Raw genomic sequence first — 25,304 nt, 5'->3', positions numbered from 1 at the left:
GACCTCCGGGTCGGGGCAGAAAAGGGGGGGCGACGATCTGGGCATGAAAGGGGCAAAGGGCCGGAACGCGGGACGCGCCTGAGGGGTCAGCTGCCTGCGGCAGCACTGGACCCTGCACCGGCCGAGGCGCTGGCCGACGATCCATCGCTTGCTGCGGCCGCCGCAGACCCGCCCGGGCCCGAGGCCGCGCTGGCGGCCCCGCCGCTACCGGCCGCGGAGGCGGCCGACCCGGATCCGCCCGCGGCCGCGCTGGAGGCCGAATCCGTTCCTGCGGCGGCGGCGCTGCCGCTGGAACCTGCGGCCGAAGCACTGGACGATCCGGTCCCGCCGGCTGCGGCGCCCGATGACCCCGTGCCGCCGGTCGCGGCCGATCCCGTGCCACCCGACCCAGAGCTGGCCGACGACGAGGTCGAATGAATGCCATGGGCTGAATTGGCATTGTTCCCGGCATCCGCCAGCGTCACCGTCTGGGCGCGCCGTGTGATGATCGGGGTGCAGACCACGCCCGGCGGGCGCATCCATTTGTCCTCGGGCATCACCATCTGGTGCTGTTCGGCCCAGCAGAACACGTTGGGATCCTGTTGCGGCGCGACGCAAGCCGAAAGGGTCACGGGCAGACCGAACAAAACGATCATGCCGCGGCTCAATGCCTTTCCACTGGTTTTCATAATGACCCCTATACTGCTCTGATGGCGTTGACCGCTCTTGATCAAACCCTAGAGAAGTATGAGATTTTTGGAATACAGCCATTGGGACCGAAGGTCCGTCCATGGAATTGCACCCATCCGTTCGGATAGGGATTTATATCAATTCCACGTTCGGGTTCCGATTGGCCCGTCTGGAATCTGCTGGGAAATCAGCAAGATCCAGGGCCAAGCGTCGACGCAGCGTTATGCCTTGTAAAGCGATCACACGATTTGATGCAACCCTGATCATAAATATTATTCTGAGCTCTCGCAAAGATTGCAGCGCTGAAATGGCGAAATTCCTATGACCAGATCAGGCTGGAAAGGGGGCAATGGCAGGCGGGAACGAATTTCCCAGGCTGCCAGCAGCGCAAGTCCCGGGAATCAACCGTTTAACGTGCCGCAAGACAAGCGGTCATGGGGTGGCGGGTGCGCGGTGACACGACCAATAGGCAAAGGTTTGCGCCAATTCCTGGCAACAAGATTGACGGTCAAATAGTGTCAAGAAATAGAACCGGCATGCCACCTGTTCCGAAGGTGTCATCCCCCAAGACCAGACACGCCAGGATCGGGAATTATTCCCCGATGTTCCAATCAGAATTTTCCGGCCCCTTGCAGGGCCGGATCTGCCAGCATGCGCGGGCCTGTCAGACGTTGGCGACGCGGGCCCGCCACATCAGATTGTTGCACAGCGCGGCGTCGATGACTTCGCCGAAGTGCTCAAGGTCGGTCGGCAGACGGGCGCTTGCATCACAGATAGGCAGGCGCGTGCCATCCAGATCGTCGCGAGAAGGCGCTTCGACCAGCAAGATGACAACGATCTGGGGACGCCTGTCACGCAGCCGGCGCAGCCGATCGAAGATGCGCCCAAGTCCGCCGGCCCGCTCGACGGGCACGAACAGAACGGTGTCGTTCTCGTCCGTGGCCCATGCGTGCCGCAGCAGGCTTTCAAGATTTCGGAATTTCTTGACGGTGCTGCCGGGGGCGGTCTGGATCAGCCGGTCTGCAATCGGGCCGATTGCATCCGTCTTCACGCAGGCAAGGTGAAGGCCGCGCGTTTCCTGGCTGGGCTCGACGGATTTGACCGGGGGTTTCTTTCCCAGGGCGACCGAAATGCCGTCGATGATCGCGCCGGTCGCCTGGGCTTCTGTCAGAACCACGTCGGCAAATCCGGGCACCTGCATGGCTGCCACAAATTCGGATTCGGGCACCAGGGCCACCAGTTTCGCCTTGGGCAATCCGTCCCGAAGCGAGGCAAGCGCGGCCACCATTTCCAGGACATTGCCGCAGTGGCCAACATGGGCGACGATGCAATCGAAGATGTCGGGCAGGTGCAGCGCGTCGGCGCCATCGTCGCCGCAGCAGGTCAGCATCCGCACGCCGCTGACCATAAGGGCGCTGGACAGTTCCTTTTGAAGCGCATCGGGCAGTCCGTGCAAAAGAACGCGGGCCGAGCTCAGCTCGACCGCCTGCGATGCAAGACCTGCGCGAGCCCGTTCGATCTGGATCTCGTTGGCGGCGACCGATACGATTTCGCCAATGCCCGCATAGTCTTTCATTTTGCGCACTCCTGCCTGAACGTCTTTTGCGCGCCTCTGGTCAAAGAGTGCGTCGCAAAGATTATTTCATTCCACCCGACACCGGGGCGTGCTGATGCCTTTGACAGGACCAGAGCCCGTATACGATCACGAACACTCTCGCACCGCGTGTGGCCCATGGCTTTCGCCAAAAGGAAACGAGTCGCAGGTGCAACATGGACCCAGTTATTCCACCCTGACTGGCGCGAGTCGATGCAGGCATTAGGGTGTGAGTCAACGCCAAGGTACTTGTGGAATGCCCGTTAAGGTATCGGACCGCCACAAAAGGTTATTGGCGTGTCGAACAGGCGTAAATCGCGACAAAAGACAGTTTTGATACATACCTAAGTATGGAATTGACATTTTGGGATAGCTGGCGATTTAGCGCTTACCGGCTATCTAACACTCATCTAATGAGAATGTTTCAACAGGACAGGGAAGTCCCCTGATGAAACGGTCATATTCTTCGGCGCCCGGCGAGGCAAGGGCGGTTCGTGTCCTGGTGGTGGATGACCATGCCCTTGTTGCCGACACGCTTTTGACGGCGCTGTCCGCAAGCGCGGATTTTGTTGTCGATTCCGCAGGTAACCTTGAAACTGCCGGCGCCCAGATCAAGCGCGCCGGGCGTTACGATGTGATCTTGCTGGATTATGATCTTCCCGATTCCCGTGCCCTTGACGGGTTCGACTACATGATGAAGGCGAATTCAGGAAACGTCGCGCTGTTGTCAGGCGTGGTGCGTGTGTCGACGGTCGAACGTGCGCTGGACAAGGGGGCGCGGGGCTTTGTGCCCAAGACGCTGTCGCTCAAGTCGATGCTGCATGCGATCCGGCACATGGCCATGGGCGGCATCTACCTTCCGGGCGATATTCTTGATCGCATGCGCCAGGAGGACACGGCCGATGTTCGCCTGAAGCCGCGCGAACGGCTTGTTCTTGGCTTTCTCAACGAGGGTCTGCCCAACAAGGAAATCGGGCGCGAGGTCGGGATCGAGGAAAACCTCGTCAAGATGGACGTGCGCTCGATCTGCCGGAAGCTGGGGGCGCGCAACCGGACCCAGGCCGTGCTTGCGGCGCGGAAACTGGACATGATCTGAGCCGGTGCGGCCTGCTGTGCGTCATCCTCAGGGGGCTTGAGGGTGCGATCCGCGCCGAGCCTTGGTGTCGGCGCATCATCTGTGCCCCGGGTTTTCGCACGCCGGGAATGCGCCGGGCCGGGCACAAAAGGAACAGGCCCGGCGCGATGCCGGGCCTGTCTCGAGCAGGTCTTGCCGTCCATGGGGGTGGCAAATTAACTCAGCAAGACACTGCCGATCTGATACCAAAGCCACGAGCCGGCGAGGACGGATGGCAAAATCCACCAGCCCCGCCGGACGACGAACGCACCAGTTATCTTGTCGACGATCAAGGATGCCATCTCGCTGGGTGCCCGACTTCTCGCTATGACCGATTTCTAAGCCGGCACAGGCGGCTGCGCAGGTGGGCATTGGGCTGATCGCGTCTGTCGCATGGCCATGGGCCATCCGTTTGTCGGGGCGAGGGGCTGCCTTTCGGGGTGGCGCGTTTCAAGCATGACCGCGCGGGCCTTGCATCCCTGCGGCGGTATCCGATGGGGGACTTTCGGTCAGGCGATGCCCAGATCACGCGCGATGATGACCGTCTGCGTGCGATTTTGCGCGCCGAGCTTGCGGCAGATCGCCGTGACGTGCATTTTCACCGTCGGCTCGGCCAAGGTCAGCTCGTTGGCGATTTCCTTGTTCTGCTTGCCTTCGGCCAGATATTGCAGAACCGCCATTTCCTTCTCGCTCAGCTTGCCGTGGCGGGCATCGCGCGTTGTCGACTGGGTCTGACGCATCAGTTCCATGGGCAGGTAGAATTCGCCCGCGTCCATGAAACGGATCGCATTGGCAAGGCTGCGTGCTGCCGTCGTCTTGAGCACGATGCCCGACGCCCCGGCCTGAAGGATCTCTTCTTGCATGCGCGGGGTCGGGTTGCCGGTGATGATGGCAACGGGCTTGCCCTGATTGTGCCGGATCGCGCGGCGCAGGCCCGCAACGCCATTCATGCCCGGCATGTTCAGATCCAGCAGAACCACGTCAAACGGGCCGTGTTCGACGATCAGCGCATCGGCCTGGTCCAGATCCGTTGCCGTGGTGACATCCATGCCTGCCGCGCCGCTCAGGTACATCTCGAACATCTCGAGAATCATCTCGTGATCGTCGGCGATCAGAACGCGCAGGCCAGTCGAAGGGTCTTTCTGGGTCATGTCATGGTCTCCTTCAGGCAGCGGTCTGGCCATTTCCCGGTTATCTGGCAGACTTCCGGCTGCCGGACTGTGCCTGTGTTCTCTTTCGATTGCCACCCAGTCAAAAGTGCAGGGCTGCACCTGACCTTGGCTATACCTATCCATTCGTATGCACCTTGCATCCCTTTGCGGCATCGCCAAGGCGGCCGCAAGTAGGTAACCTTGGCGAATTGGATGGAAAGTGTGTCTGATCGTAGCTGCAAGAGGTTGAAATGTTTCGCTCTTTTTTGCGTTTTGTCGCGGCGCTGGTCCTGTCTGGCACGATGTCGGCGGCGCTTGCCGACGATACCATCCTGACGATCCGCAGCGCTGACGGGGTTTCCAGGTCCTTCACGATGGACGAGCTGGAGGCAATGCCCAAGGTCGGCTTCACCACCAAGACGGTCTGGACCGAAGGGCCGCACCACTTCACGGGGCCCTCGCTCAAGGCGGTGCTCGAGGCGGCAGGGGCGCGGGGCACGACGATCAGCGCCCGTGCGCTGAATGACTATACCATCCAGATCCCCTTTGAGTCGCTGGAAGATGGTGCGCCGATCATCGCGACCCGCATTGACGGCGAACACTTCCCCCGGCGTGAAAAGGGGCCGCTCTGGATCGTCTACCCCTACGATTCCGCACGAAAATACCAGGCCGAGATCATTTACGGCCGAAGCATCTGGCAGCTGAGTGATCTGAGCGTTGACTGATCCCGGCCTGCCCAGCAGCTGATCGGTGATCAAGATGGTACAGACCATGCTGAGAAAGCAGGCCGTCAGGCTGACCCGAAGCTCGTCTCGGGTGGCGGTCTCGATGGTGATCGTGCTGATCGTCACGGCCATCTCGATCTTTACCTTCGTTCAGGTCGACCGTGAACTGACGCGCAGCCGCGCCGCTGAATCCGACAACCGGACATGGGTCATCGCCCAGATCGAGGTGGACGTTCAGCGTCTGTATATTGCCCTTCTGGCGGCCCGGGGTGACCCCAGTGCTGACGCGTTGAAATCGCTTCGGCTGGCGTTCGACATCCTCTACAGCCGCATTGATCTGGTCAGCAAGGCGCCGACCCTCGAGGATCTGAGCATCCGTCGCACGCCAACCTGGACAGAGCTTGCAGGCCCCGGCGGCATGATCCAGGCCTTCGTTCCGCTGATCGACAGCGATGACGCGGCTTTGCGTGCGGCATTGCCGCAGATGCTGGACCGGATCAGCACTCTGGCGCTGCCGCTGCGCGAAATCGTCGTGGACGCGATTTCAGAGACCATGGTTCTGGGCGATCAGGCCCGCAACCAGTTGCAAGATACCCTGTTTGCGTTTCTGGGCACCCTGGTGGTGACCATGATCGCCCTGACCCTGTTGCTGACCACGATCTACCGTCAGGCCCAATCGCAGCAACGTCATGCAAAGATGCTGGAACTTGCCGTCCACAACCTGCGGGCAACCATCGAATCCTCGCCCGATGCGGTTTTCATCATCAATGACAGCGACAAGGTGATCGGCGCCAACAAGGCCGGCGAGGCGATGCTGGGCCGTGAAGTCGGTCCGGGCGAGTCGGTTCCGCTGTCCACCATTCTCGATCTTGGACCAAACGGATTGCAGCCCGGGCGTCGGCGGGCCGTGACCCTGTCCCGGCACATGGGCGTGCCCCCGATCCCTGTCGAGGTCGCCATCGCCGAGGCCGAAACCGCCACCGGCTACAGTTTCAAGATCGCCTTCCTGCGGGACATGTCCGATCAGTTGCGGCGCGAAAAGCTGCTGGCTGCGGCCACCGAAAAGGCCCGCGCCGGCGAAGAAACCAAGGACAGGTTTCTGGCCGTGATGAGCCACGAGATGCGCACACCGCTCAGCGGCCTGCTCTCGGCCAGCGAGCTTTTGAAAAGCACGACCGATCCTGCCCAGCAGCAGCAGCTGATCGACATCGTTCGCGCCTGCGGCCAGTCGGCGCTGGATCAGGTGAACAACGTGCTCGAACTGACGCGCCTGTCGGCCCATGACGCGGCCGATTATCCGCTGGTCGAATTCTCGATCGTCGAGGCGGTCGAGCAGCAAATCCTGATCTATCAGGTTCTGGCCGCGCAGCGCGGCGACACGATCCGGTTTCATCCCCCCGCAGACCGGCAATATACCATCCTTGCGCCCTTGCCGCTGGTCAGGCGGGTTCTCAACAACCTGCTGTCCAACGCGGTCAAGTTCACCCGGAACGGCACCATCGACGTGCGCCTGGCCACCGATGGCCCGGCCAGGCCGGGGCCTTGCCGCTTTACCCTGTCCGTCTGCGATACCGGCATCGGCATCGACGAGGCCGACCTCGAGCGGGTCTTCGAGAATTTCGCCACGCTGGACAGCCCCTATTCGCGCGCCCAGGAAGGGACGGGCCTTGGTCTTGGCATTGCCAAGCTTGCTGCCGAGGCGATGGGGGGCGGCATCAAGGTGAAAAGCCGGCTTGGCGAGGGCACCTGCTTCACCGTCACGTTCGACGCCGAGGTCATTTGCCGTCCCGAACCCGTCACCCAACCTGTCCCGTTGCCGCCCGAACAGCATCGGCCGTTGAACATCCTTCTTGCCGAGGACAACGATATCAACCGCATGTTGCTGGAACGTCAGCTGACCGGCGCAGGCCATAGGGTCACGGCGGTGGCGGATGGCGCACAGGCGCTGGCGGCGGCTACGGCCACCCGGTTCGACATCATCCTGATGGACATCTCGATGCCCGTGATGGATGGCGTGACCGCAACGGCGCATCTGCGCGAACGTGGCCTGATGGACCACACGCCCGTCATCGCCCTGACCGCACAGGCCGCGCCGAACCGGGTGCAGGCCCTGCGCGATCTGGGGATGGCCGAGGTTGTCATCAAGCCTGCCCACCCGCTTCAGCTGGACCAGATGATGCGGCAACTGGTGTCACGCCGCGATGTCGATGAAGCGCCCGCAGAGGCGAGCGTCGAGGGCGCGCGCCCCCTGATCGAGACGCATCGGCTTGACGAGCTGATCGACGGGATCGGCGACGAGATGATGCTGCACATGCTCACCCGGTTCGAAACGGACATGTCGGGCGCCCTGAGGGCCATCCGCGAGGCATGGGGGCAGGGCAACTTTGCCGGCGTGGCCAAGGTGGCGCACAAGGCCGCCGGCGCCGCGGCCGTGCTGGCACTGGCCGCCCTGACGGCCGAGCTGCTTGCCCTGGAAACCCGCGCATCGCAGGGCATCCCCGATGATCTTGCCGACTGCCTGGACATGATCGAAAAGATGTCGGCCGAAAGCTGCCTTGCGGTGCGCCAGCACCTCGAGGCGACCTGATCGCGGCATCGTCCCACCACAGCATGGCATCACGCACGGCCCCCGCCCATGGCAGAGGCTGCCCGTTCTGTCCTGCCTGATAGCGGGCAGGGTGCCCGCTTGGGTGGTTGCGGTTTTCCAGGGCCCGGGGGGACGACAGGCCATCGGGCCGGCCCCCTTGCCGTGACAGCCCTGCCAACATGTCCATCGCCAGCTTCCGTTTGGATTTGACATGTTGAAAACGCGATTCTAACATTTTACAATGCTTGACAAGAACTCCCCCTTTGCTGTCGCCGGGCGCCCCAAACGCGAGGAAAACCTGTCCTCGCTGGCGCGGGTCCTGATTGGAAACGCGATTGTCGACTGTGATCTTGCCCCCTCGGCCCTGACCTCCGAGGTCGATCTGGCCGCGCGGTTTGCCGTGGGGCTGGCGGCGACGCGCAGCGCATTGGCGCGGCTGGCGGCAGCGGGCTGGATCGCCGCCGAAGGGCGCAAGGGGTGGCGGGTGCTGCCGATGTCGGGCGAACACCTGGCAGATCTGCAAGCGTCACGCGCCTGCCTGGAGCCTGTCCTGATCGGCCAGGTGCCGCCGGCACCGCTGCGGGCGGACCTGCGCCAGCGCGCCGCCCTTTACCGCGCCAACCTGACCGGCCTGGGCGCCGCCGCCCGATTTCATCAGGAACGCGAGCTGCTGGCCCTGTGTGCCGGCGTGATCGCCGCGCCGCGTCTGCGGGGCTGGCTGATGGACACCTGGGATTTGTCGATGCGCGCGGATCGCTTCATCGAGCGCAGCTTTGGCATCGACCGCCCGGCTTTGCCCCTGGCCGATCTGGCCGAGGCTCTGGCCGAGGCAGACGGCACGCGCGCAGGGCAGCAGCTGGGCGCCATGCGCGAGGAATTTGTCGCCCGCTGCACCCGTGCCCTGGCACGCAGCGATGCGCAGATCGCGGCCCTTCCTGCAGCATCCCCCCCGTCCGCGCCAGTGTCGCCCCGCGCGCCCCTGACCGAGGCTGCCACCAATAAAAGAACCGCCCAACAAGGAGACCAGACGTGAAACGCCTTCACTGCACCCTGCTTGCCGCGGCGCTTGCCGCAACGACCGCGCTGACCGCCCCGGCGGTCTGGGCCGATGCCAACCGCCTTGCGATCGACCTGGTGAACGAGCCCACCTCGCTTGATCCGCACCTGCAATGGAACCCGGACAGCTATTACGTCTATCGCAACATCTTCGACAATCTGCTGACCCGCGATGATGCCGGCCAGATCGTGCCGCAGATCGCCACCGCATGGGAACAGGTCTCGCCGACCGAGATCGTGTTCACCATCCGCGAGGGTGTGAAGTTCCACGACGGGTCTGCCCTGACGCCCGAGGATGTCGTCTATTCGGTGCAGCGCATCACCAACAAGGACTTCGGCTCGCCCCAGCTGTCGCAGTTTGCCACCATCGCCAGCGCCGAAGTGCTGGAGGGCAACAAGGTCAAGCTGACGACCAAGGCGCCTTATCCGGCGCTGATGGGGCAGCTGGTCAAGCTGTCCATCGTTCCCAAGGCCGTGGTCGATGCCATGGGCAAAGAGGCGTTCAACCAGGCCCCCGTCGGGTCGGGCCCCTACAAGTTCGATGGCTGGGATCGCGGCGTCGAAGTGCGCCTGACCCGCAACGATGACTACTGGGGGCAAAAGGGCAGCTTTCCGGCCGCCGTGTTCCGTGCGGTGCCCGATGCCTCGACGCGGGTGGCGAACCTTGTCTCGGGCGCCTCGGATCTGGTCGTGACGATGGACCCGGATCTGGCGATGCAGCTGGAGGCAGCCGACGGCGTCGGCCCGCGGTCCGCGCTGACCGAACGCGTGGCCTATCTGGCGGTGAACGGTGCCAAGCCCGGGCTGGACGATCTGCGCCTGCGTCAGGCGATTGCCCATGCCATCGACCGCGACCTGATCGTCGAGGGGCTGCTGGGCGGCTTCGACAAGCCGGTCGGGCAACTGCTGACCCCGGCGCATATCGGCTGGGTCGAAGGGTTCGAGGGCGTGCCCTATGATCCCGACAAGGCCCGCGCCCTGATCGCCGAGGTGGGTGAACCGGCCAAGCGCAAGCTGTCCTTCGCAACCGCGCCGGTGTTCGATCAGCGCATCGTGCAGGCGCTGCAGCAGATGCTGACCGACGTGGGCCTGAACGTCGAGATCGAGCTGACCGACATGGCCACCTACCTGAAAAAGGTGCAGGGCGATCCGGCGCAAAGCCCCGACATGTCGTTCGGCCGCTGGTCCTGCGCCTGTCAGGATGCCGATGGCGTGGTCTATCCGCTGCTGCATTCGTCCAGCAGCTGGTCGCGCGTGCGCAATGTCGAGCTGGACAAGGTGCTGGAATCGGCGCGCGGCGAGCTGGACCCGGCCAAGCGCGTCGCGGATTACCGCAAGGTGCAAGAATGGATCCGCGACAACGTCTCGCAGGTTCCGCTGTATCAGGCGGCGATCATCTATGGCGCCAGCGACAATCTGAAATGGCAGCCAACCCCGAACGAGAGCCTGTTCATCAATCGCATGAGCTGGTCCGAGTGACCCAGAGGGCGCGCGTTCCCAGGGACGCGCGCCCCACCGAGCGGAGCCGCTGGCATGAGCGCATTCCTGATCCGCCGTCTGCTGCAGGCCGCCGTGTCGCTGCTGGGCGTCACGGCGATGATCTTTTTCCTGCAAAGGCTGACCGGCGACCCGGTTCTGCTGATGGTGCCCGAGGGCGCCACGCAAGAGGCCATCGACGCGCTGCGCAGCCAGCTGGGGTTTGACCGGCCCGTGATGGCGCAGTTTGCAGACTACATGGCAGGGCTTGCGCAGCTCGATTTCGGCCAGTCCATCGTGCAGAACGTGCCGGTGGTGGATATCGTGGGATCGCGTCTGCCCTTCACCATCCGGCTGGCCATGGCCGCGCTGGTGCTGGCATTGGGGGTCGGGGTGCCGCTGGGTGTGTTCATGGCGGTGCGCCGCGACCATCCGGTCTCGCGCATCGGCATGGGCTTCGTGCTGGCCGGCCAAAGCCTGCCCACCTTCTGGAGCGGGATCCTGCTGATCCTGGTGTTTGCGGTCTGGCTGGGCTGGCTGCCGGCCTCCGGCGCGCGGCAGGCCGCCAGCGTGATCTTGCCGGCGATCTGCCTGTCGCTGCTGTCGATGGCCACCTTTGCCCGCGTCGCACGCACGGCGGTGCTGGACGAGCTGTCAAAGCCCTATGTCCGCGCCGCGCGGGCCAAGGGGCTGCCGATGGCGCGCGTCGTCACCCGCCATGTGCTGCGCAACGGGGCCATTCCGGTCATTTCGATTGCCGCCCTGGAAATCGCGAACCTGCTGTCGGGCGCGGTCATCGTGGAAACCGTGTTCGCCTGGCCGGGCCTTGGCCAGCTGACCATGCAATCCATCGCAGCGCGCGACTTTCCCATCGTGCAGGCTGTGGTGCTGCTGGGGGCCTTTGTGTCGATCTTTCTGAACCTGACGGCCGACCTTTTGTATAGCGCCGTCGATCCCCGCATCCGGCTGGAGGGCGGGAAATGACCGCAAACCTTGGACGCTGGTTTCCCCCGCGGCTCTGGCCGTTCTATGGCATCCTTGCGCTGCTGGTGATCGCCGCGATCCTGGCCCCCTGGATCGCCCCGCGCGATCCGAATGTGCAAAACCTGCTGGGCCGGCTGAAAGCGCCAGGAACCGAGGTGCGCGGCGTCACCTATCTGCTGGGCTCGGACGAGCTGGGCCGCGATCTGCTGTCGCGGCTGATCCACGGCGCGCGCGTGTCGCTGATGGTGGCCGCGCTGTCGGTGATCGTATCCGGGATTTTCGGCACCGCGCTGGGGATGATTGCGGGCTGGTATCGCGGCGCGGTCGGCATGATCATCATGCGGCTGGTTGATATCGTGCTGTCGGTGCCTGCCATCTTGCTGGCCATCATCACCGTTGCCATCATGGGGCCCGGGCTGTTCAACGTGGTGGTCGTGCTGGCCTTCACCCGCTGGCCCCGCTATGCGCGCGTTGCCTATGGCCAGACACTGGGGCTGTTGAACCTGCCCTATGTGCGGTTGTCGCGCTTCATGGGGGCCTCGACAGCGCGGGTGCTGATCCGGCATATCCTGCCCAACATCATCGGCCCGATCATGGTGGTCGTCACGCTGGAATTCGGCCTGATGGTGCTGTTCGAGGCCGGGCTGTCCTTCCTGGGCCTTGGCGTTCAGCCGCCAACCCCCAGCTGGGGCGCCACGCTGTCGGCCGGGCGCAGCTATGTGACCACCGCCTGGTGGATCGCCGTGTTCCCCGGCCTGTTCCTGTTTCTTCTGATCCTGTCGGTCAACGTGCTGGGCGATCATGTCCGCGACGTGGTCGAGGGGCGCCGCTAAGCTGAAAGGGCTTTGCCATGACCAAACCGAACCCGCTGCCCGGCAGCGATTTCACCGGCAAGAAAGTCATCGTGACCGGCGCCGCCGGCGTGTTTGGCCGCTGGATCGCCGAGGCGTTCGATGCCGCCGGGGCAACGCTGCTGCTGTCGGATCGGGACGAGGCCGCCATGGCAGAACTGGCCGCAACCCTCTCGCGCCCCGTGCTGACCCACCGGACGGAACTGACCGACGCGGCCAGCATCGACGATCTGGTCGCCATGGTCGGCCGCGACTGGGGCGCGGCGGACATCCTGGTGAACAACGCCGCCGTCTATCCCAGCGGGTTCCTGCTGGATGTCGATGCCGCCGAATGGGACCGGATCTTTGACATCAACCTGCGCGCGCCCTTCCTGCTGACGCGCGGGATCGCGACGCAGATGGTCCGGCAGGGGGTCAAGGGCAATATCGTGATGATCTCGTCGGGCGCCTCGCGCAAGATGCGCACGACGGCGGCGCCCTATTCGATCTCGAAATCCGCGCTGGACCGGCTGACCAAGGGCTTTGCGGTGGAACTGGCCGAATACGGCATCCGCTGCAATGCGGTCGAACCCGGCTTTGCCGCTGGCAGCAAGGCCAGCCCGCTGTCCGAGGCGCATGTCAAGGCGACCACCGCCGCGATCCCGCTGGGCCGCGCCTCGCGCTATGAGGATGCAACGGCGGCGATCCTCTACCTGGCGTCCGATCTGGCCAGCTATGTCACCGGGGCCACCCTGTCGGTCGATGGCGGCAATTCGGCCGGCACGATCCTTGTGCATCAGGACAAGAAAAAGGCGCTGTGATGGACCGGCCCGCCTATTCCTGGCCCATGGGCAAGCGGTCCGCGCTGTGTTTCAGCGTGGACGTCGATGCCGAAGCGCCTTGGCTGTGGCAGAACCGCGCCGGGCTGCCGCCCACCTTGGGCCAGCTGGAACAGCGCCGCTTTGGCCCGCGCGAAGGGCTGTGGCGCATTCTGGACATGCTGGACCGGGTGGGGATCAAGGGCAGCTTCTATGTGCCCTCGGTCGTGGCAGAGCTGCACCCCGACATCCTGCCCGCGCTGGTCGGGCGGGGGCACGAGGTGGGCCTGCACGGCCATCTGCACGAACTGGTGGGCGACTGCCCGCAGGACATGTTCGAGGCCGCGCTGGAACGGTCATTGGACGTGTTCCGCGCACAGGTCGGGCTGCGCCCGGTCGGCTTCCGGTCCCCGGCCTGGGAGATGACGGCCGGGATGCTGGCCGCGCTGAAGGCGCGCGGGATCGGCTATGACAGTTCCTTGATGGGCTGGGATCACCCCTATGACATCGACGGCCTGACCGAGATTCCGGTGCAATGGCAGATCGACGATGCCATCTTCTTCAAGTTCTTCGGCGGCGGGGCCGACAAATGGCCGCCCGCCCAGGCCGCGCAAGTCGGGCAGGGCTGGCTGGAGGAATTCGAGGCCGGCCGGGCCTTTGGCCAGCTGTTCATGGTGACGGTGCATCCCTGGATCTCGGGCCGCGCCCAGCGGCTTGCGATGCTGGAGCGGCTCTTGTCCCATATCGTGGCGCAATCCGATGTCTGGGCCGCCACGGCGGCCGAGATTGCCGACTGGCACCGCACCACCCATGCGGGGCGCTTTGTCGCCCATAGCGCGCTGGACGATCTGGCCCAGCATCTGCCGAAAGGAGTTGCCCGATGACCACCACCTGGACCCCCGGCAAGGTGATGGCGACAGGCCGGGGCGGCATGGTGGCCGCCCAGCACGAGGTGGCCGCAAGGGCCGGGGCGGCCGTTCTGGCACGCGGCGGCAATGCGATGGATGCGGCCGTCACCACGGCGCTGGTCCTGTCGGTGGTCGAACCCTGGCTGAGCGGGATCGGCGGCGGCGGTTTCCTGATCTGGCGCGACGGCACTACGGGGGAATCGCGCACGCTGGATTTCGCCATGCGCGCGCCCATGGGCCTGCGGGTCGAGGATTATCCGCTGGTCCCCGGCAAGGATGGCGACTGGTTCGACTGGCCGCAGGTCGAAGGTCAGCGCAACCTGATCGGGGTGCATTCCATCTGCGTGCCTGGCGCCGTTGCCGGCCTGTCCGAGGCGCTGGAAACCCTTGGCACCCTCAGCTGGGCCGAGGCATTGGTCCCCGCGATCGAAGAGGCCGACAAGGGCCTGTTGGTCGATTGGTTCACCAACCTGTGCCTGTCGATCGACGCGCCCAACCTGCTGACCGATCCGGTCTCGGCCGCCATGCTGCTGCGCGACGGTCGCGCCCCGGCTGTGGGCGGCACCGGCACCGAACAGCGCCTGGCCCTGGGGCAAAAGCCTGCCACGCTGCGCCGTCTGGCCAGCGCAGGCGCCGCCGATTTCTACACCGGCCAGATTGCCCGCGACCTGATCGCCGACATGGCCGACCTTGGCGGGCGCATGACGCTGGCGGATCTGGCGGCCTATCGCCCGGTCTGGGGCACGCCGCTGCGCAAGGACTGGGGCGGCGCGCAGGTTCTGGCCATGCCGGGCCTGTCGGGGGGGCCCGCGCTGCTGGATGCGCTGGGGCGGATCGGCCCAAGTGCCGCACCCGATGCCAGCCACCATGCCCAGGTGGCCGATGCGATCCGCGCGGCCTATGCCACGCGGCTGAACACCGCCGGCCACGCGGCCAGGGCCGGGATCGACCCCGGCTGCACCACCCATGTCAGTGTGATCGACCGGCATGGCAATGCCGTTTCGCTGACCAACACGCTGCTGTCGCGCTTTGGGTCCAAGGTGACATCGGGGCGCACCGGGGTGCTGCTGAACAACGGCATGATGTGGTTCGACCCCCGCCCCGGCCAGCCCAATTCCATCGCGCCCGGCGCGCAGCCGCTGGCCAACATGTGCCCCGTGGTGGCCGAACTGCCGGGCGGCGGGACGCTGGCCATTGGCGCGGCGGGCGGGCGGCAGATCATGCCCGCGCTGGTGCAGCTGCTGTCCTATCGGCTGCTGCATGGCATGGATCTGGGCGATGCGCTGTCGCAACCGCGGCTGGATGCCTCGGGGCCGCGGATCGTGCTGGACCGCCGGTTGCCCGATGGCACCGCCGGGCTGATCGGGCGCAGCCATGACGTGGAACTGGTCGACGACGTGCTCTATCCGGTGCAGTTCGCCATTCCCAGCGCGGTGGAACGCCGGCCCGATGGCACGCTGCTGGGCATGGTGCACCCCAACCACCCCTGGTCCGCCGCTGTCCCCGCCGAAGGGGTGGCGCCATGACCGCCCCGCCCGTCCTGGCCGTGCAGGATCTGCGGATCGAGATTGCGGGTCAGCCTGTGGTCGATGGCGTGACCTTTGACATCGCGGCGGGCGAGACCCTGGCCGTGGTGGGCGAATCGGGCTGCGGGAAAAGCATGGCCTCGCTGGGCATCATCCGCCTGCTGCCCGATGTCGCGCGCCAGAGCGCCGGGCAGATCGAGCTGGAAGGCGCGCGCATCGATACCTTGCCCGAACGCCGGATGAACCCGCTGCGCGGCGGGCGGATCGGGATGATCTTTCAAGAACCCGTCGCCTCGCTGGACCCGCTGATGCCCGTCGGCAAGCAGATCGCCGAGGCGCTGGCGCTCGACGGCAGCATTGCGTCTGCCGACATCCGGCCCCGCATGCTCGAGATGCTGGAGCGGGTCGGGATCGACCGCCCCGACCTGCGCGCCGGGCAATATCCGTTCGAGCTGTCCGGCGGCATGTGCCAGCGGATCATGATCGCCATGACCATGATCCGCCGCCCCGTCCTGCTGATCGCGGACGAACCCACCACCGCACTGGACGTGACGATCCAGAAACAGATCCTGGATCTGATGGCCGAGATGCGGCGCGAAACCGGGGCTGCGGTCATGCTGATCACCCATGACATGGGTGTGGTCGCCGAAAGCGCCGACCGTGTGGCCGTGATGTATGCCGGGCGCGTGGTGGAAACCGGGACCGTGGCACAGGTGTTCACCCGGCCGCGCCATCCCTATTCGACCATGCTGTTGCGCACGATCCCGCGGCTGGACGGCGCGCGCAAGGTGGCGCTGCCCGCCATTCCCGGCGCCGTGCCCGACATCCGCAGCTGGCCCGCCGGCTGCCGGTTCAACACCCGTTGCCCGCTGGCCACCGACCAGTGCCGCGCCGCCGTTCCCCCGCTGGATCCCGCCGGCGCGCCCGGCCATGCCAGCGCCTGCTGGCACCGCGACCGGATCGACACGGAGCTTGCGCCATGACCGCCCCCATCGTTTCGGTCCGCGATCTGAAAGTGCATTTCCCGATCCGCAAGGGCCTCTTGGGCCGCGCAAGCGATCATGTGCGCGCGGTGGACGGGGTCAGCTTTGACCTGCACCGCGGGCGCACCCTGGCCATCGTCGGGGAATCGGGCAGCGGCAAGTCGACCACCGGCTATGCGGTGATGGGCATGGAACAGCCGACCGCCGGACAGGTGCTGATCGACGGCAAGGACCGCGCCACCATGACCCCGGCCGAACGCCACGCCGTGACGCGGCGCTTGCAGATCGTGTTCCAGGATCCCGCCTCGGCCTTGAACCCGCGCATGAAGGTGCGCGACTGCATTGCCGAACCGCTGGAGATCCATCGCATCGGCACCGCAGCCTCGCGCGCGGCAAGGGTGCAGGAACTGCTGGATCTGGTCGGCCTGCCTGCATCTGCGCTGGACCGGCTGCCGCGCGAATTTTCCGGCGGGCAGAAGCAGCGGATCGTCATCGCCCGCGCGCTGGCGCTGAACCCCGAAGTGATCGTCTGCGACGAGGCGGTGTCGGCGCTGGACGTGTCGATCCAGTCGCAAATCCTGAACCTTCTGATGGAGCTGCAGGCGCGCCTGGGGCTGGCCTATCTGTTCATCAGCCATGACCTGTCCGTGGTGCGCCATATCTCGGACGAGATCGTGGTGATGCACCGGGGCCGTGTGGTCGAATCCGGGCCGACCGACGCGCTGTTCGCCGAAACGCGCGATCCCTATACGCAAAAACTGCTGGCCGCAGTGCCAAGGCCCGAGGTCCGATAGGGCAAGGCGCCATCGCCCTTCATGGATGGCGACACGCCCATGCCGCCCGCAGAGGTTTCTCGGGGCGGGCGCGCCTGCCGCGATCGAGACGCGGCAGACATCGCCACACCCGGACGTTTGCCGCAGACCCCTGTCACACCAGGGCCATCCGGACATGCGCCGGCCATCAGGCCGCACGGTTTCCTGTCGGCCTCGGTCGCGGGATCTGTCGACCGATGGTCTGCGCTCGTGTATCGTTGAAGGGTGCGACCCCCTGTTGCACGATTGTCACAAAGATCGTGTGATAAGCCTGCCCATGGAAAGGGGGGCCGTTCAGACGCCGATTTGCGCGCCAAAGCCCGCAATAAGCGCAAACTTACGTAAGCAGGAGCGTATTTGACCCGATCAGCCAAGGTCAGACCGCTCGGCGCCCTTGTTCGCGACCCGGCCATGTGTTGAACCCTGATCCCATCTCAAGGGCATCATTTCACAATCATATCGAGACCCAATGGTGCAAATCTCTGTCGTCATCCCGTGCCGGAACGAGGCCAGCAACATCCTTCCCCTGATCGAGGCGACCGCACGCGCCATGCAGGCAGAGGGGGCCTTCGAGATCATCGTGGTCGATGACGGCTCGGATGATGGTATGGCCGCCCTGCTGGAATCGGCCATGGCCGACTGGCCGATGCTGCGCGTCCTGCGGCATGACCGATCGGGCGGGCAATCGGCCGCGATCCATTCGGGCGTGGGCGCCGCGCGGTTCGATCTGGTCTGCACGCTGGACGGCGATGGTCAGAACCCGCCCGAAGAACTGCCCCGCCTGGTCGCCCCGTTTCGCGCCGCCGGCGCCGAGGGGCTGGGCCTGGTCGCAGGGCAGCGCGTCGGACGGCAGGACACGCTGGCGCGCCGGCTTGCCTCGCGGTTCGCAAACGGCCTGCGGGCCCGCATCCTGCACGATGGAACCCGCGACACCGGCTGCGGCCTGAAATGCTTTCGCCGCGAGGCGTTCCTGGCCCTGCCTTACTTTGATCACATGCACCGCTATCTGCCGGCCCTGTTTGCGCGCGATGGCTGGCAGATTGCCCATGTCGACGTGACGCACCGGCCCCGGGGCGGCGGGCGGTCGCATTATTCCAATCTTCAGCGCGCCATCGTCGGGGTCTTTGACCTGGCCGGCGTCGCCTGGCTGTTGCGGCGGCGCAAAAAGTCCCGCGCGACGGAAATTCGCCGGGCTACGGGCCCAAGGGATGGGCAGCAATGACCTGGCTGATGCAAGCGCTGCATGTGGACAGCGGAACCGAGCTGGCCTGGGTCATCTTTGGCCTGAGCGCGCAGCTGATGTTCACCGCACGGTTCCTGATCCAGTGGATCGCCTCGGAGCGGGCGCGGATCTCGGTGATGCCTGTGGCCTTCTGGTACTTCTCGCTTGCTGGCGGGGTGATGCTTCTGGCCTATGCGATCTATCGCAAGGATCCTGTCTTTGTCCTGGGGCAGGCCCTGGGCGTCTTGATCTATTCCCGAAATCTGTGGTTGATTCATGCCCACCGCAAAGGATGACACGCAAGGTTGCGTGCGCTGGCTGATCGGGCTGGCCGTATTGGCGGCGGTGCTGGCCGTGCTGTTCCGGGTGGTCCCGGCCGTCGATCTTCAGCTTGCGCGCCTGTTCTACAGCCCCGGAGCGGGGTTCGCGCTGGCGGGTGCCCCGGTCTGGGATGCGGTGCTGATGTCGAACAAGCTGGCCTCGGGCCTCTTTGTCGCGGTCGCGCTGATCTTGCTGGCCATCGGCATCGTTCGGCGCAACCGGCTGTGGCGGCAGTACTGGGGGCTGGTGATCGCGCTTTACCTTCTTGGTCCCGGCCTGATCGTCAATGGCACGCTGAAGCCGCTGATCGGACGGGCAAGGCCATTGCAGATCGCGGAATTCGGGGGCGATGGTCCCTTTACGGCGGCCTGGCAGCTGTCTGGCTATTGCCGCGTCGGCTGCTCTTTCGTGTCGGCCGAAACCTCGGTCGCAACGGCGCTGGTGCTGCTGTTGATCGTGGGGATCGGCTGGTTTGCCGGGCGTCCGGCCGCGCGGTGGTTCCGTATCCTGCTCTGGCCGGCGCTGGCCCTTCTGGGCCTGACCGCAATCCAGCGGCTGGGCAGCGGGTTCCACTTCCTGTCGGATGTGATCTTCGCGGCCCTGATCGTTGTCATGCTGGGGACCGCCCTTGCATGTTGGATGCGACCGCGGGCAAGAAACGCCGACACACAAGGACCGACCCGATGAGCCTTGCCCCGAACTTGCCGGACGACGGCGCCCTTTCGCCCCGCAGCCTTGGCCTGATTGCCATTGGCATTGCGCTTGGGCTGGCGGTGCTGCTGCCGCTGCTGCGCCCGGTCCTGCCGGTCGACGAGACGCGCTATCTTTCCGTCGCCTGGGAGATGCAGCGCGATGGCACCTTCATCGTCCCGCACCTGAACGGCGAGATCTACGGGCACAAGCCGCCGCTCTTGTTCTGGCTGATCAATCTGGTCTGGTCGGTGACCGGCGTAAGCGAGGCCGCCGCGCGGCTGGTGGCGCCAGCCTTTGGCGTCCTTGCGGTGATCTTGACATGGCGGCTGGGCAACCGGCTGTTCCCCGAGCGGGCCAGCCATGGCGCACGCGCGGCCCTGATCCTTGCGACAACGGGCATCTTTGCGATCTATGGATCGCTCACGATGTTCGACACGATGCTGTCGGCCGCGACGCTGATGGGGGTGCTGGCCCTGCTGCGGATGGACGCGGGCGGGCGCTGGCCTGCGGCGGTCGGCCTTGGGGCCGCGCTGGCCTTCGGGGTTCTGGCGAAGGGGCCGGTCATTCTGGTTCATCTTGTGCCGCTGGCGCTGACGCGGCCGGTCTGGTCGCTGGCAGATCAGCCCGGGCGGGCGTCAGACTGGTATGGGCGGGTCGCCCTGGCCATCGGCGCGGCGCTGGTATTCCTGGCGGCCTGGCTGGTGCCGGCGCTGTGGCTGGGCGGGGCTGAATATCGGACCGAGGTTCTGTGGCGGCAAAGCGCGGGGCGGATGGTCAATGCCTTTGACCACGCCCGGCCGGTCTGGTTCTTTGTCGCGGCCCTGCCTGTTCTGCTGTGGCCCTGGGCCTGGCGTCCGGCGGGTCTGCGGCGCCTTGCGGGGCGCGGTCTTTGGGGCGACCGGCGCGCCCGGCTGCTGGCGATCTGGGGGGGCAGCACGCTGGTGCTGTTCTCGCTGATCTCGGGCAAGCAGATCCATTACCTGCTGCCCGCCCTGCCTGCGGCGGCGCTTGCCCTTGCTGCGGCCCCTGCGCCCCGGCGCGGGTGGGGGGCGGTGGTGGCCTGTCTTGTCGTGGTCGGGCCGGTGCTGGTCTTTGCCGCGCTGCTGTCGACGGGTCAGGCCAGGCTGGACGGGGTCGAGGTGATGACGCTTGGCCTGCCGACGCTGATCCTTGCCGGTGCGCTGGGGCTGGCGGGGGTGGCGGCGATCGTGCTGGCAAGCCGCCGGGCGCCGGTTCTTGGCTGGGCACTGGTCGCGCCGGTGGCCCTGCTGGTGACCCATGTGGCGTTGCGCCCCGCATTGATGGAGCATTTCGATACCGCCCGTTTCGCCCAGGAACTGGCCCGCGCCCCCGATGCCGGAATTGCGATTGATGCCTATCCCTATCAGGGCGAATTCGGCTTTACCGCCCGGCTGACCGCCCCCGTTGCCATGCCGGGCGAAGAGGCGCTGGATGCCTGGATCGCCGCGCATCCCCAGGGCCTTGTGATCAGCACCCGCGAGCTTCCCCTTGGCCCCCCGGTCGGAGAGGCATGGCTTGCCGGCAAGCGTCTGCGTCTGTTCCGTCTGCCATGACCTGACCGCCTGTCTGGCAACTGCCGTCTGGCGCGGGTCTGGGTGGCTGGTGCGGCCTGACGGGTCATCGCGGGGTTGCCGCCGGCATGCCCTGCGTTCTTATGGGGTGGTCTTCTGGGTCTGCAGGCGGAACCTCGCCTCGAAGCCCGAGTCGGACGAGGCGCGCGGTGAGCGAATCTCGAAATGGCTTCCGGTGCGTTCCGCGATGGATCTGACGATGGCCAGCCCAAGACCGCTGCCCCTGCCATCCGATGTGGTGCGCTCGAACCGCTGCGTCAGCCGTGCAAGGTCGCCTGCCGGCACGACGGGGCCATCGTTGGCGACAATCAGCATACCGTCACTCGCAAGCGACACCTCGACCGGCGAGGCCGGCTGACCATAGCGCAGGGCGTTCTCGATCAGGTTGCGCACCAGGATCGCGAAGGCGTCGGGGTCAAGGTCCGACATGACGGCGCCGTCGGGCAGGGTCAGCACGATGCGTTCTGGCCCGGCACTGCGCGCAAGGTCGTCGACGATCAGCCGGGCCACCGGGCGCAGGTCGGTGGCCACGTCGCGGCGCAGCCGGCCGCCTTCGGCGCGCGCCAGTTGCAGCAGGCGTTCGGCAAGGCGCGTCAGGCGCTTGAGCGTGGTCTCGATCTCGGCCGCACGGGATCTGGCATCGGCATCCGCCGTCTCGGCCTGAAGCCGCTGCGCCTGCGCAATCGCCCCGGCCAGCGGGGTGCGCAGCTCATGGGCGGCATTCGCGGCAAAGCTGCGTTCTGCCTCGAAGGCCGCAGAAAGCCGCGCAAGAAGGCCGTTCATCGTGTCAGCCAGGGGCGCGATCTCGGTCGGCAGATCATTGCTGGCGACCGGGCTCAGATCGCGCGCCCCGCGCGCCGACAGCCGGTCGCGGAACTGGCGCACGGGCGCAAGGCTGGCGCGGACGGCGAGCACGATGGCCAACAGCGCCACCGGCAACACGAACAGCAGCGGCAGGCCAAGCCCGATCTGGATTTCCCGGGCCACGCTGGCGCGGTGGTCCAGCGGTTCCGCCACGGTGATGCGGATCGTGCCTTGCACCGCCTGATCGTTGTACAGCCGATGCGTTGCCGTCTGGCGAAAGCCGATGCCGTCCCAGGCGGGAAAGGCCGCCGGGTCGGCCGCATGGGATTGCAGCAGGATGCGCCCCTGATCGTCGCGCACGACATAGGTGAAGAACTCGTCATGGTCGCGGATCGCGGCAAGGCGCTGGCTGATGCCGGCTTCCTCGCGGTTCAGGATATCGACAACCGCCAGCGGCAGGATGCGCTGCGCCGTTTCCTGCAGGGCGGAATCGAAGACCTCTTCGGTCTCGCCCCGTGCGATCAGCGCCGTGACGCTGGCCGCGGCGACCCAAAGACCGACAAGGGCCGCGCCCAGCCAGAGCCCCAGCCGTCCCTGAAGGCTGCGCGGCCCAGTCATGCGCGGCTCAGGCGGTAGCCAAGACCGCGTTCCGTTTCGATCACCTCTGCGCCCAGCTTTTTCCGCAGGCGGCTGATGTGCACCTCGATGGTGTTGCTCTCGACCTCGGCCCCAAAGGCATAGAGCTTGTCTTCCAGCTGCGCCTTGGACAGCAGCTGCCCGGGGCGGGACAGGAACGCCTCGAACAGGGCCCATTCGCGGGCGGTCAGGGTCACGGGCCGGCCGTTGCGATAGATGCTGCGGGCGGCCAGATCGACCTGCAACGGCCCATGGGTGACAATGGGGTTGGGGTTGCCCGCATAGCGCCGCGCCACCGACCCGATCCGGGCCGCCAGTTCGGCCAGGTCAAAGGGCTTTACCAGATAATCGTCGGCGCCCGCGTTCAGCCCCTCGATCCGGTCGCTGATCTGGTCAAGCGCGGTCAGAATGATGACAGGCGTCACATCGCCCCGTGCCCGCAGGCGGCGCAGGAACGGTATGCCCAGGCCGTCGGGCAACATCAGATCCAGAAGCACCAGATCAAAGCCCGCGCCTGCCAGGGCGTCCCCGGCCGCGTCCAGCCGCTGCACCCAGTCCACCGAATGGCCATCGGCGGCAATCTGGTCGCGCACGGCGGCGCCCAGAACCATATCGTCTTCGATCAGCAATATGCGCATGGTCTTCTGTCGTCCTGTCGGCCCCGCTTGGGCTTGGTCTGACCCGCTCTGCTGACAGCAGGCTGAAGCCTTGTCTCAGCCGTCTTCAGGCTGGTGTCAGCTTCGGCACGTATCACGTCATCCGAAATGGCCGTAACGCGGAGTGTGGCCCATGAGAAAGACGCTGACAATTCTTGCTTTTCTGGCAGCCCTTCCTGCGGGTGCCGCGCTGGCCGACGATGATTGCTTCGTTCCGATGGCCGATTGGCAACCGCGCGAGGCGGTGAGCCAATTCGCGGCCACCCAAGGCTGGGAGGTGCGCCGCATCAAGATCGACGATGGCTGCTATGAAATCGACGGCCGCGACGCACAGGGGCGCGCGATCGAGGTCAAGCTGCATCCCGGCACGCTGCAGATCGTCGAATTCGAGCTCGAGGGCGACGATCACGGCCACGACCGCAAGGGGGCGCAACATGATTGACCCGGCGTCTGGACAGGCCGCGACCGTGCGCGTCTGGGATCCGCTGGTGCGGGTGTTCCATTGGGGCCTTGTGGCCGCTGTCGCGATGGCATGGCTGACGGCAGACGAGCTGCAGCCGGTCCACGAAGTCGCAGGCTACACGGTCGCGGGTCTGGTGGCCTTGCGCGTGATCTGGGGCTTTGCGGGCAGCCGCCATGCCCGATTCGCGCAGTTCGTCAAGGGGCCGGGCGACACGCTTGCCTATCTTGGCTCCATGGTGCGCGGCCATGAGCGCCGCTATCTGGGCCACAACCCGGCGGGGGCTGCGATGATCGTGGCGCTGCTGCTGACGCTGTCGGGCACGGCCTTTACCGGCTGGCTGATGGCGGACCAGACCCGGGTGGCGATGCTGCCCGACCTGCCCCGAATCGTGACCCCCGCATGGGCGGATGGCGATGAGTATGGCGAAGGGCGCGAGATCGAGGGACCGCTCAAGGACATGCACGAGACCCTGGCCAATCTGACGCTTCTTCTGGTGGCGCTGCATGTGGGCGGCGTGGCCCTTGCCTCGGTCCGCCACCGCGAGAATCTCGCCCGCGCCATGCTTACCGGGGAAAAGCGCGCCCCCGACCCTGGCGACATTGCCTGATCCTGTTCCCCGACCACCCTGTCCCTGTGGTCCGACTGGCCCCGCCCTGTTCCCGGCGGGGCCTTTTTCTTCCTGACGCCAAGCTGAAGCGGAAAACCTGCGGGCGTCAGGAACCGATCAGGTCCGCAGGCCAGCTTGCCAGTATCAGCTCCAAGGAGACCGAGCCATGACATCCCGACTTTCCCTTCTTCTCGCCTCGACGGCCCTGAGCGTGGCGCTTGGCTTGCCGGCCCTTGCCGCGATGCAGGCCCGCGGCACCGCCGAGGGCCTGTGCAGCGGCGTTTGCGCTGCCGTCTTCGGCGCGGACGAACGGTCTGCGCCGCTTGTCCGTGTCAGCGGACATGACGACGACGACAAGAAGGCCGGCGGCTGGTTCAGCCGCAAGCACGACGACGACGATGACGACGACGAGGATTGCGATGACGACGACGACGACGATTGCGCCGGCGCTGCCCGCAATCCGGCGCCTGCCGGCACTGTCGCGCCGCCTGCGAATGGCCTGTTCGGCACCGGCAAGCCGCCCGTCGCCGTGACCAACTGATCCCGGCTTTTGCGCCAGCGCCCTGCGGGGGGCTGGCCCTGACCGAAAGGAACCCCGATGAAATCCCTTCTTGCGACCCTTGCCCTGACCACGGCGCTGACCCTGCCCGGCCTTGCCTCGGCCCGGCCCGTGACGCTGACCACCACGCTGAACAGCTATGGCGGCGACGGTGCCTATCTGGCGCTTTACGTCACCGATGCCTCGGGCGCCTATGTCGGCAGCCTCTGGATGGCGGGCGGCAAGTCGAAATACTACGAACACCTGAGCGACTGGTATGCTGCCACCCGGGGCGACCTTGCGCAGATCAACGGCATCACCGGGGCCAGCGTGGGTGCAGGCCGGACGCTGGAGATCACGCTGGACCTGGCCGATGCGCTGTTCGATGCCGGCTATACGCTGCATATCGATGCCGCCGTCGAGGACATGCGCGACAGCCCGAACGAGATCGCGGTGCCCCTGACTGCCGCAGGCGCGGGCACGCCGGTGCCGGGCCGGCGCTATATCGCCAGTTTTACCTACAAGTAAGGGGATGAACC

General features: G+C 65.9%; 25 protein-coding genes. 20 read left to right on the top strand and 5 right to left on the bottom strand.

Translation table 11 applies throughout. From position 1 onward, the window contains the following. Positions 1-86: 86 nt before the first annotated feature. Positions 87-635 (bottom strand): hypothetical protein, encoded by a 549-nt coding sequence (locus G481_RS25830; RefSeq protein ID WP_154664558.1) that lies wholly within the window; start codon positions 633-635, stop codon positions 87-89. Between the two features lie 698 nt (positions 636-1,333). Beyond that, positions 1,334-2,245, bottom strand: a complete 912-nt coding sequence (locus tag G481_RS0108450) for a hypothetical protein (protein ID WP_028029651.1) — start codon at positions 2,243-2,245, stop codon at positions 1,334-1,336. 466 nt (positions 2,246-2,711) lie between these two features. Here G481_RS0108450 and G481_RS0108445 point away from each other — a divergent pair, with 466 nt between their 5' ends. Next, entirely contained in the window at positions 2,712-3,359 is a 648-nt protein-coding gene (locus G481_RS0108445; RefSeq protein ID WP_051294393.1) for a response regulator transcription factor, read from the top strand. Positions 3,360-3,886: 527 nt separating this feature from the next. Here G481_RS0108445 and G481_RS0108440 read toward each other — a convergent pair. Next, positions 3,887-4,528, bottom strand: a complete 642-nt coding sequence (locus G481_RS0108440) for a response regulator transcription factor (protein ID WP_028029649.1) — start codon at positions 4,526-4,528, stop codon at positions 3,887-3,889. 251 nt (positions 4,529-4,779) lie between these two features. Here G481_RS0108440 and G481_RS0108435 point away from each other — a divergent pair, with 251 nt between their 5' ends. From G481_RS0108435 to G481_RS25045, 15 genes are all read left to right on the top strand, one after another. Next, entirely contained in the window at positions 4,780-5,253 is a 474-nt protein-coding gene (locus tag G481_RS0108435; protein ID WP_035025558.1) for a putative pterin-binding protein, read from the top strand. A 46-nt stretch (positions 5,254-5,299) separates the two neighbouring features. Further along, positions 5,300-7,840 (top strand): ATP-binding protein, encoded by a 2,541-nt coding sequence (locus G481_RS23255; RefSeq protein ID WP_161630515.1) that lies wholly within the window; start codon positions 5,300-5,302, stop codon positions 7,838-7,840. Between the two features lie 241 nt (positions 7,841-8,081). Then, a complete protein-coding gene (locus tag G481_RS25055; RefSeq protein ID WP_028029647.1) occupies positions 8,082-8,873 on the top strand; it encodes a GntR family transcriptional regulator in 792 nt (263 codons plus the stop codon). Then, entirely contained in the window at positions 8,870-10,375 is a 1,506-nt protein-coding gene (locus G481_RS0108420) for an ABC transporter substrate-binding protein (RefSeq protein WP_028029646.1), read from the top strand. Before G481_RS25055 ends, G481_RS0108420 begins: the two co-directional genes overlap by 4 nt. A gap of 54 nt (positions 10,376-10,429) precedes the next feature. Beyond that, positions 10,430-11,356, top strand: a complete 927-nt coding sequence (locus G481_RS0108415; protein WP_028029645.1) for an ABC transporter permease — start codon at positions 10,430-10,432, stop codon at positions 11,354-11,356. Then, positions 11,353-12,189 (top strand): ABC transporter permease, encoded by an 837-nt coding sequence (locus G481_RS0108410; protein ID WP_028029644.1) that lies wholly within the window; start codon positions 11,353-11,355, stop codon positions 12,187-12,189. The genes G481_RS0108415 and G481_RS0108410 overlap by 4 nt, the downstream gene beginning before the upstream one ends. Before the next feature lie 17 nt (positions 12,190-12,206). Continuing rightward, on the top strand, positions 12,207-13,007 hold the full coding sequence (locus tag G481_RS0108405) for an SDR family NAD(P)-dependent oxidoreductase (RefSeq protein ID WP_035025555.1): 801 nt from the start codon (positions 12,207-12,209) through the stop codon (positions 13,005-13,007). After that, a complete protein-coding gene (locus tag G481_RS23245) occupies positions 13,007-13,888 on the top strand; it encodes a polysaccharide deacetylase family protein (RefSeq protein WP_051294391.1) in 882 nt (293 codons plus the stop codon). The genes G481_RS0108405 and G481_RS23245 overlap by 1 nt, the downstream gene beginning before the upstream one ends. Then, positions 13,885-15,438: a gamma-glutamyltransferase family protein gene (locus tag G481_RS0108395; protein ID WP_028029642.1), complete on the top strand. Its 1,554-nt coding sequence runs from the start codon at positions 13,885-13,887 to the stop codon at positions 15,436-15,438. Before G481_RS23245 ends, G481_RS0108395 begins: the two co-directional genes overlap by 4 nt. Then, positions 15,435-16,421 (top strand): ABC transporter ATP-binding protein, encoded by a 987-nt coding sequence (locus G481_RS0108390; RefSeq protein ID WP_028029641.1) that lies wholly within the window; start codon positions 15,435-15,437, stop codon positions 16,419-16,421. The genes G481_RS0108395 and G481_RS0108390 overlap by 4 nt, the downstream gene beginning before the upstream one ends. Next, positions 16,418-17,215, top strand: a complete 798-nt coding sequence (locus tag G481_RS23240) for an ABC transporter ATP-binding protein (RefSeq protein ID WP_035025593.1) — start codon at positions 16,418-16,420, stop codon at positions 17,213-17,215. Before G481_RS0108390 ends, G481_RS23240 begins: the two co-directional genes overlap by 4 nt. Positions 17,216-17,702: 487 nt before the next feature. Beyond that, positions 17,703-18,455 carry a glycosyltransferase family 2 protein gene (locus tag G481_RS0108380; RefSeq protein WP_028029640.1) on the top strand — a complete coding sequence of 251 codons (753 nt, stop codon included), beginning with the start codon at positions 17,703-17,705 and terminating at the stop codon, positions 18,453-18,455. Continuing rightward, a complete protein-coding gene (locus G481_RS0108375) occupies positions 18,452-18,751 on the top strand; it encodes a lipid-A-disaccharide synthase N-terminal domain-containing protein (RefSeq protein ID WP_028029639.1) in 300 nt (99 codons plus the stop codon). The genes G481_RS0108380 and G481_RS0108375 overlap by 4 nt, the downstream gene beginning before the upstream one ends. Then, positions 18,732-19,463, top strand: coding sequence for a phosphatase PAP2 family protein (locus tag G481_RS25050; protein ID WP_084450740.1), 732 nt, complete (start codon positions 18,732-18,734; stop codon positions 19,461-19,463). Before G481_RS0108375 ends, G481_RS25050 begins: the two co-directional genes overlap by 20 nt. Further along, on the top strand, positions 19,460-21,043 hold the full coding sequence (locus G481_RS25045) for an ArnT family glycosyltransferase (protein ID WP_051294389.1): 1,584 nt from the start codon (positions 19,460-19,462) through the stop codon (positions 21,041-21,043). The genes G481_RS25050 and G481_RS25045 overlap by 4 nt, the downstream gene beginning before the upstream one ends. A gap of 99 nt (positions 21,044-21,142) precedes the next feature. Here G481_RS25045 and G481_RS0108360 read toward each other — a convergent pair whose 3' ends face one another. Next, on the bottom strand, positions 21,143-22,483 hold the full coding sequence (locus G481_RS0108360; protein ID WP_028029638.1) for an ATP-binding protein: 1,341 nt from the start codon (positions 22,481-22,483) through the stop codon (positions 21,143-21,145). After that, the gene (locus tag G481_RS0108355) at positions 22,480-23,139 is read right to left on the bottom strand and encodes a response regulator transcription factor (protein WP_028029637.1); all 660 of its coding nucleotides are present in this window, start codon (positions 23,137-23,139) and stop codon (positions 22,480-22,482) included. Before G481_RS0108355 ends, G481_RS0108360 begins: the two co-directional genes overlap by 4 nt. A 151-nt stretch (positions 23,140-23,290) precedes the next feature. On the opposite strand from G481_RS0108355, the gene G481_RS0108350 reads away from it, so the two are divergent. The 4 genes from G481_RS0108350 to G481_RS0108335 all read left to right on the top strand — a co-directional run bounded on the left by G481_RS0108350 (position 23,291) and on the right by G481_RS0108335 (position 25,293). After that, on the top strand, positions 23,291-23,599 hold the full coding sequence (locus tag G481_RS0108350) for a PepSY domain-containing protein (protein WP_028029636.1): 309 nt from the start codon (positions 23,291-23,293) through the stop codon (positions 23,597-23,599). Beyond that, positions 23,592-24,227: a cytochrome b/b6 domain-containing protein gene (locus tag G481_RS0108345; RefSeq protein ID WP_028029635.1), complete on the top strand. Its 636-nt coding sequence runs from the start codon at positions 23,592-23,594 to the stop codon at positions 24,225-24,227. The genes G481_RS0108350 and G481_RS0108345 overlap by 8 nt, the downstream gene beginning before the upstream one ends. 166 nt (positions 24,228-24,393) lie before the next feature. Continuing rightward, on the top strand, positions 24,394-24,768 hold the full coding sequence (locus G481_RS0108340) for a hypothetical protein (RefSeq protein ID WP_028029634.1): 375 nt from the start codon (positions 24,394-24,396) through the stop codon (positions 24,766-24,768). A 57-nt stretch (positions 24,769-24,825) separates the two neighbouring features. After that, positions 24,826-25,293, top strand: a complete 468-nt coding sequence (locus tag G481_RS0108335) for a DUF2271 domain-containing protein (protein ID WP_028029633.1) — start codon at positions 24,826-24,828, stop codon at positions 25,291-25,293. Positions 25,294-25,304: the final 11 nt, after the last annotated feature.

The organism is Gemmobacter nectariphilus DSM 15620, assembly GCF_000429765.1.
Taxonomy (GTDB): Bacteria; Pseudomonadota; Alphaproteobacteria; order Rhodobacterales; family Rhodobacteraceae; genus Wagnerdoeblera; species Wagnerdoeblera nectariphila.
The sequence above is the reverse complement of the archived record's forward strand: the minus strand, read 5'-3'. Positions and strand labels throughout refer to the sequence as shown.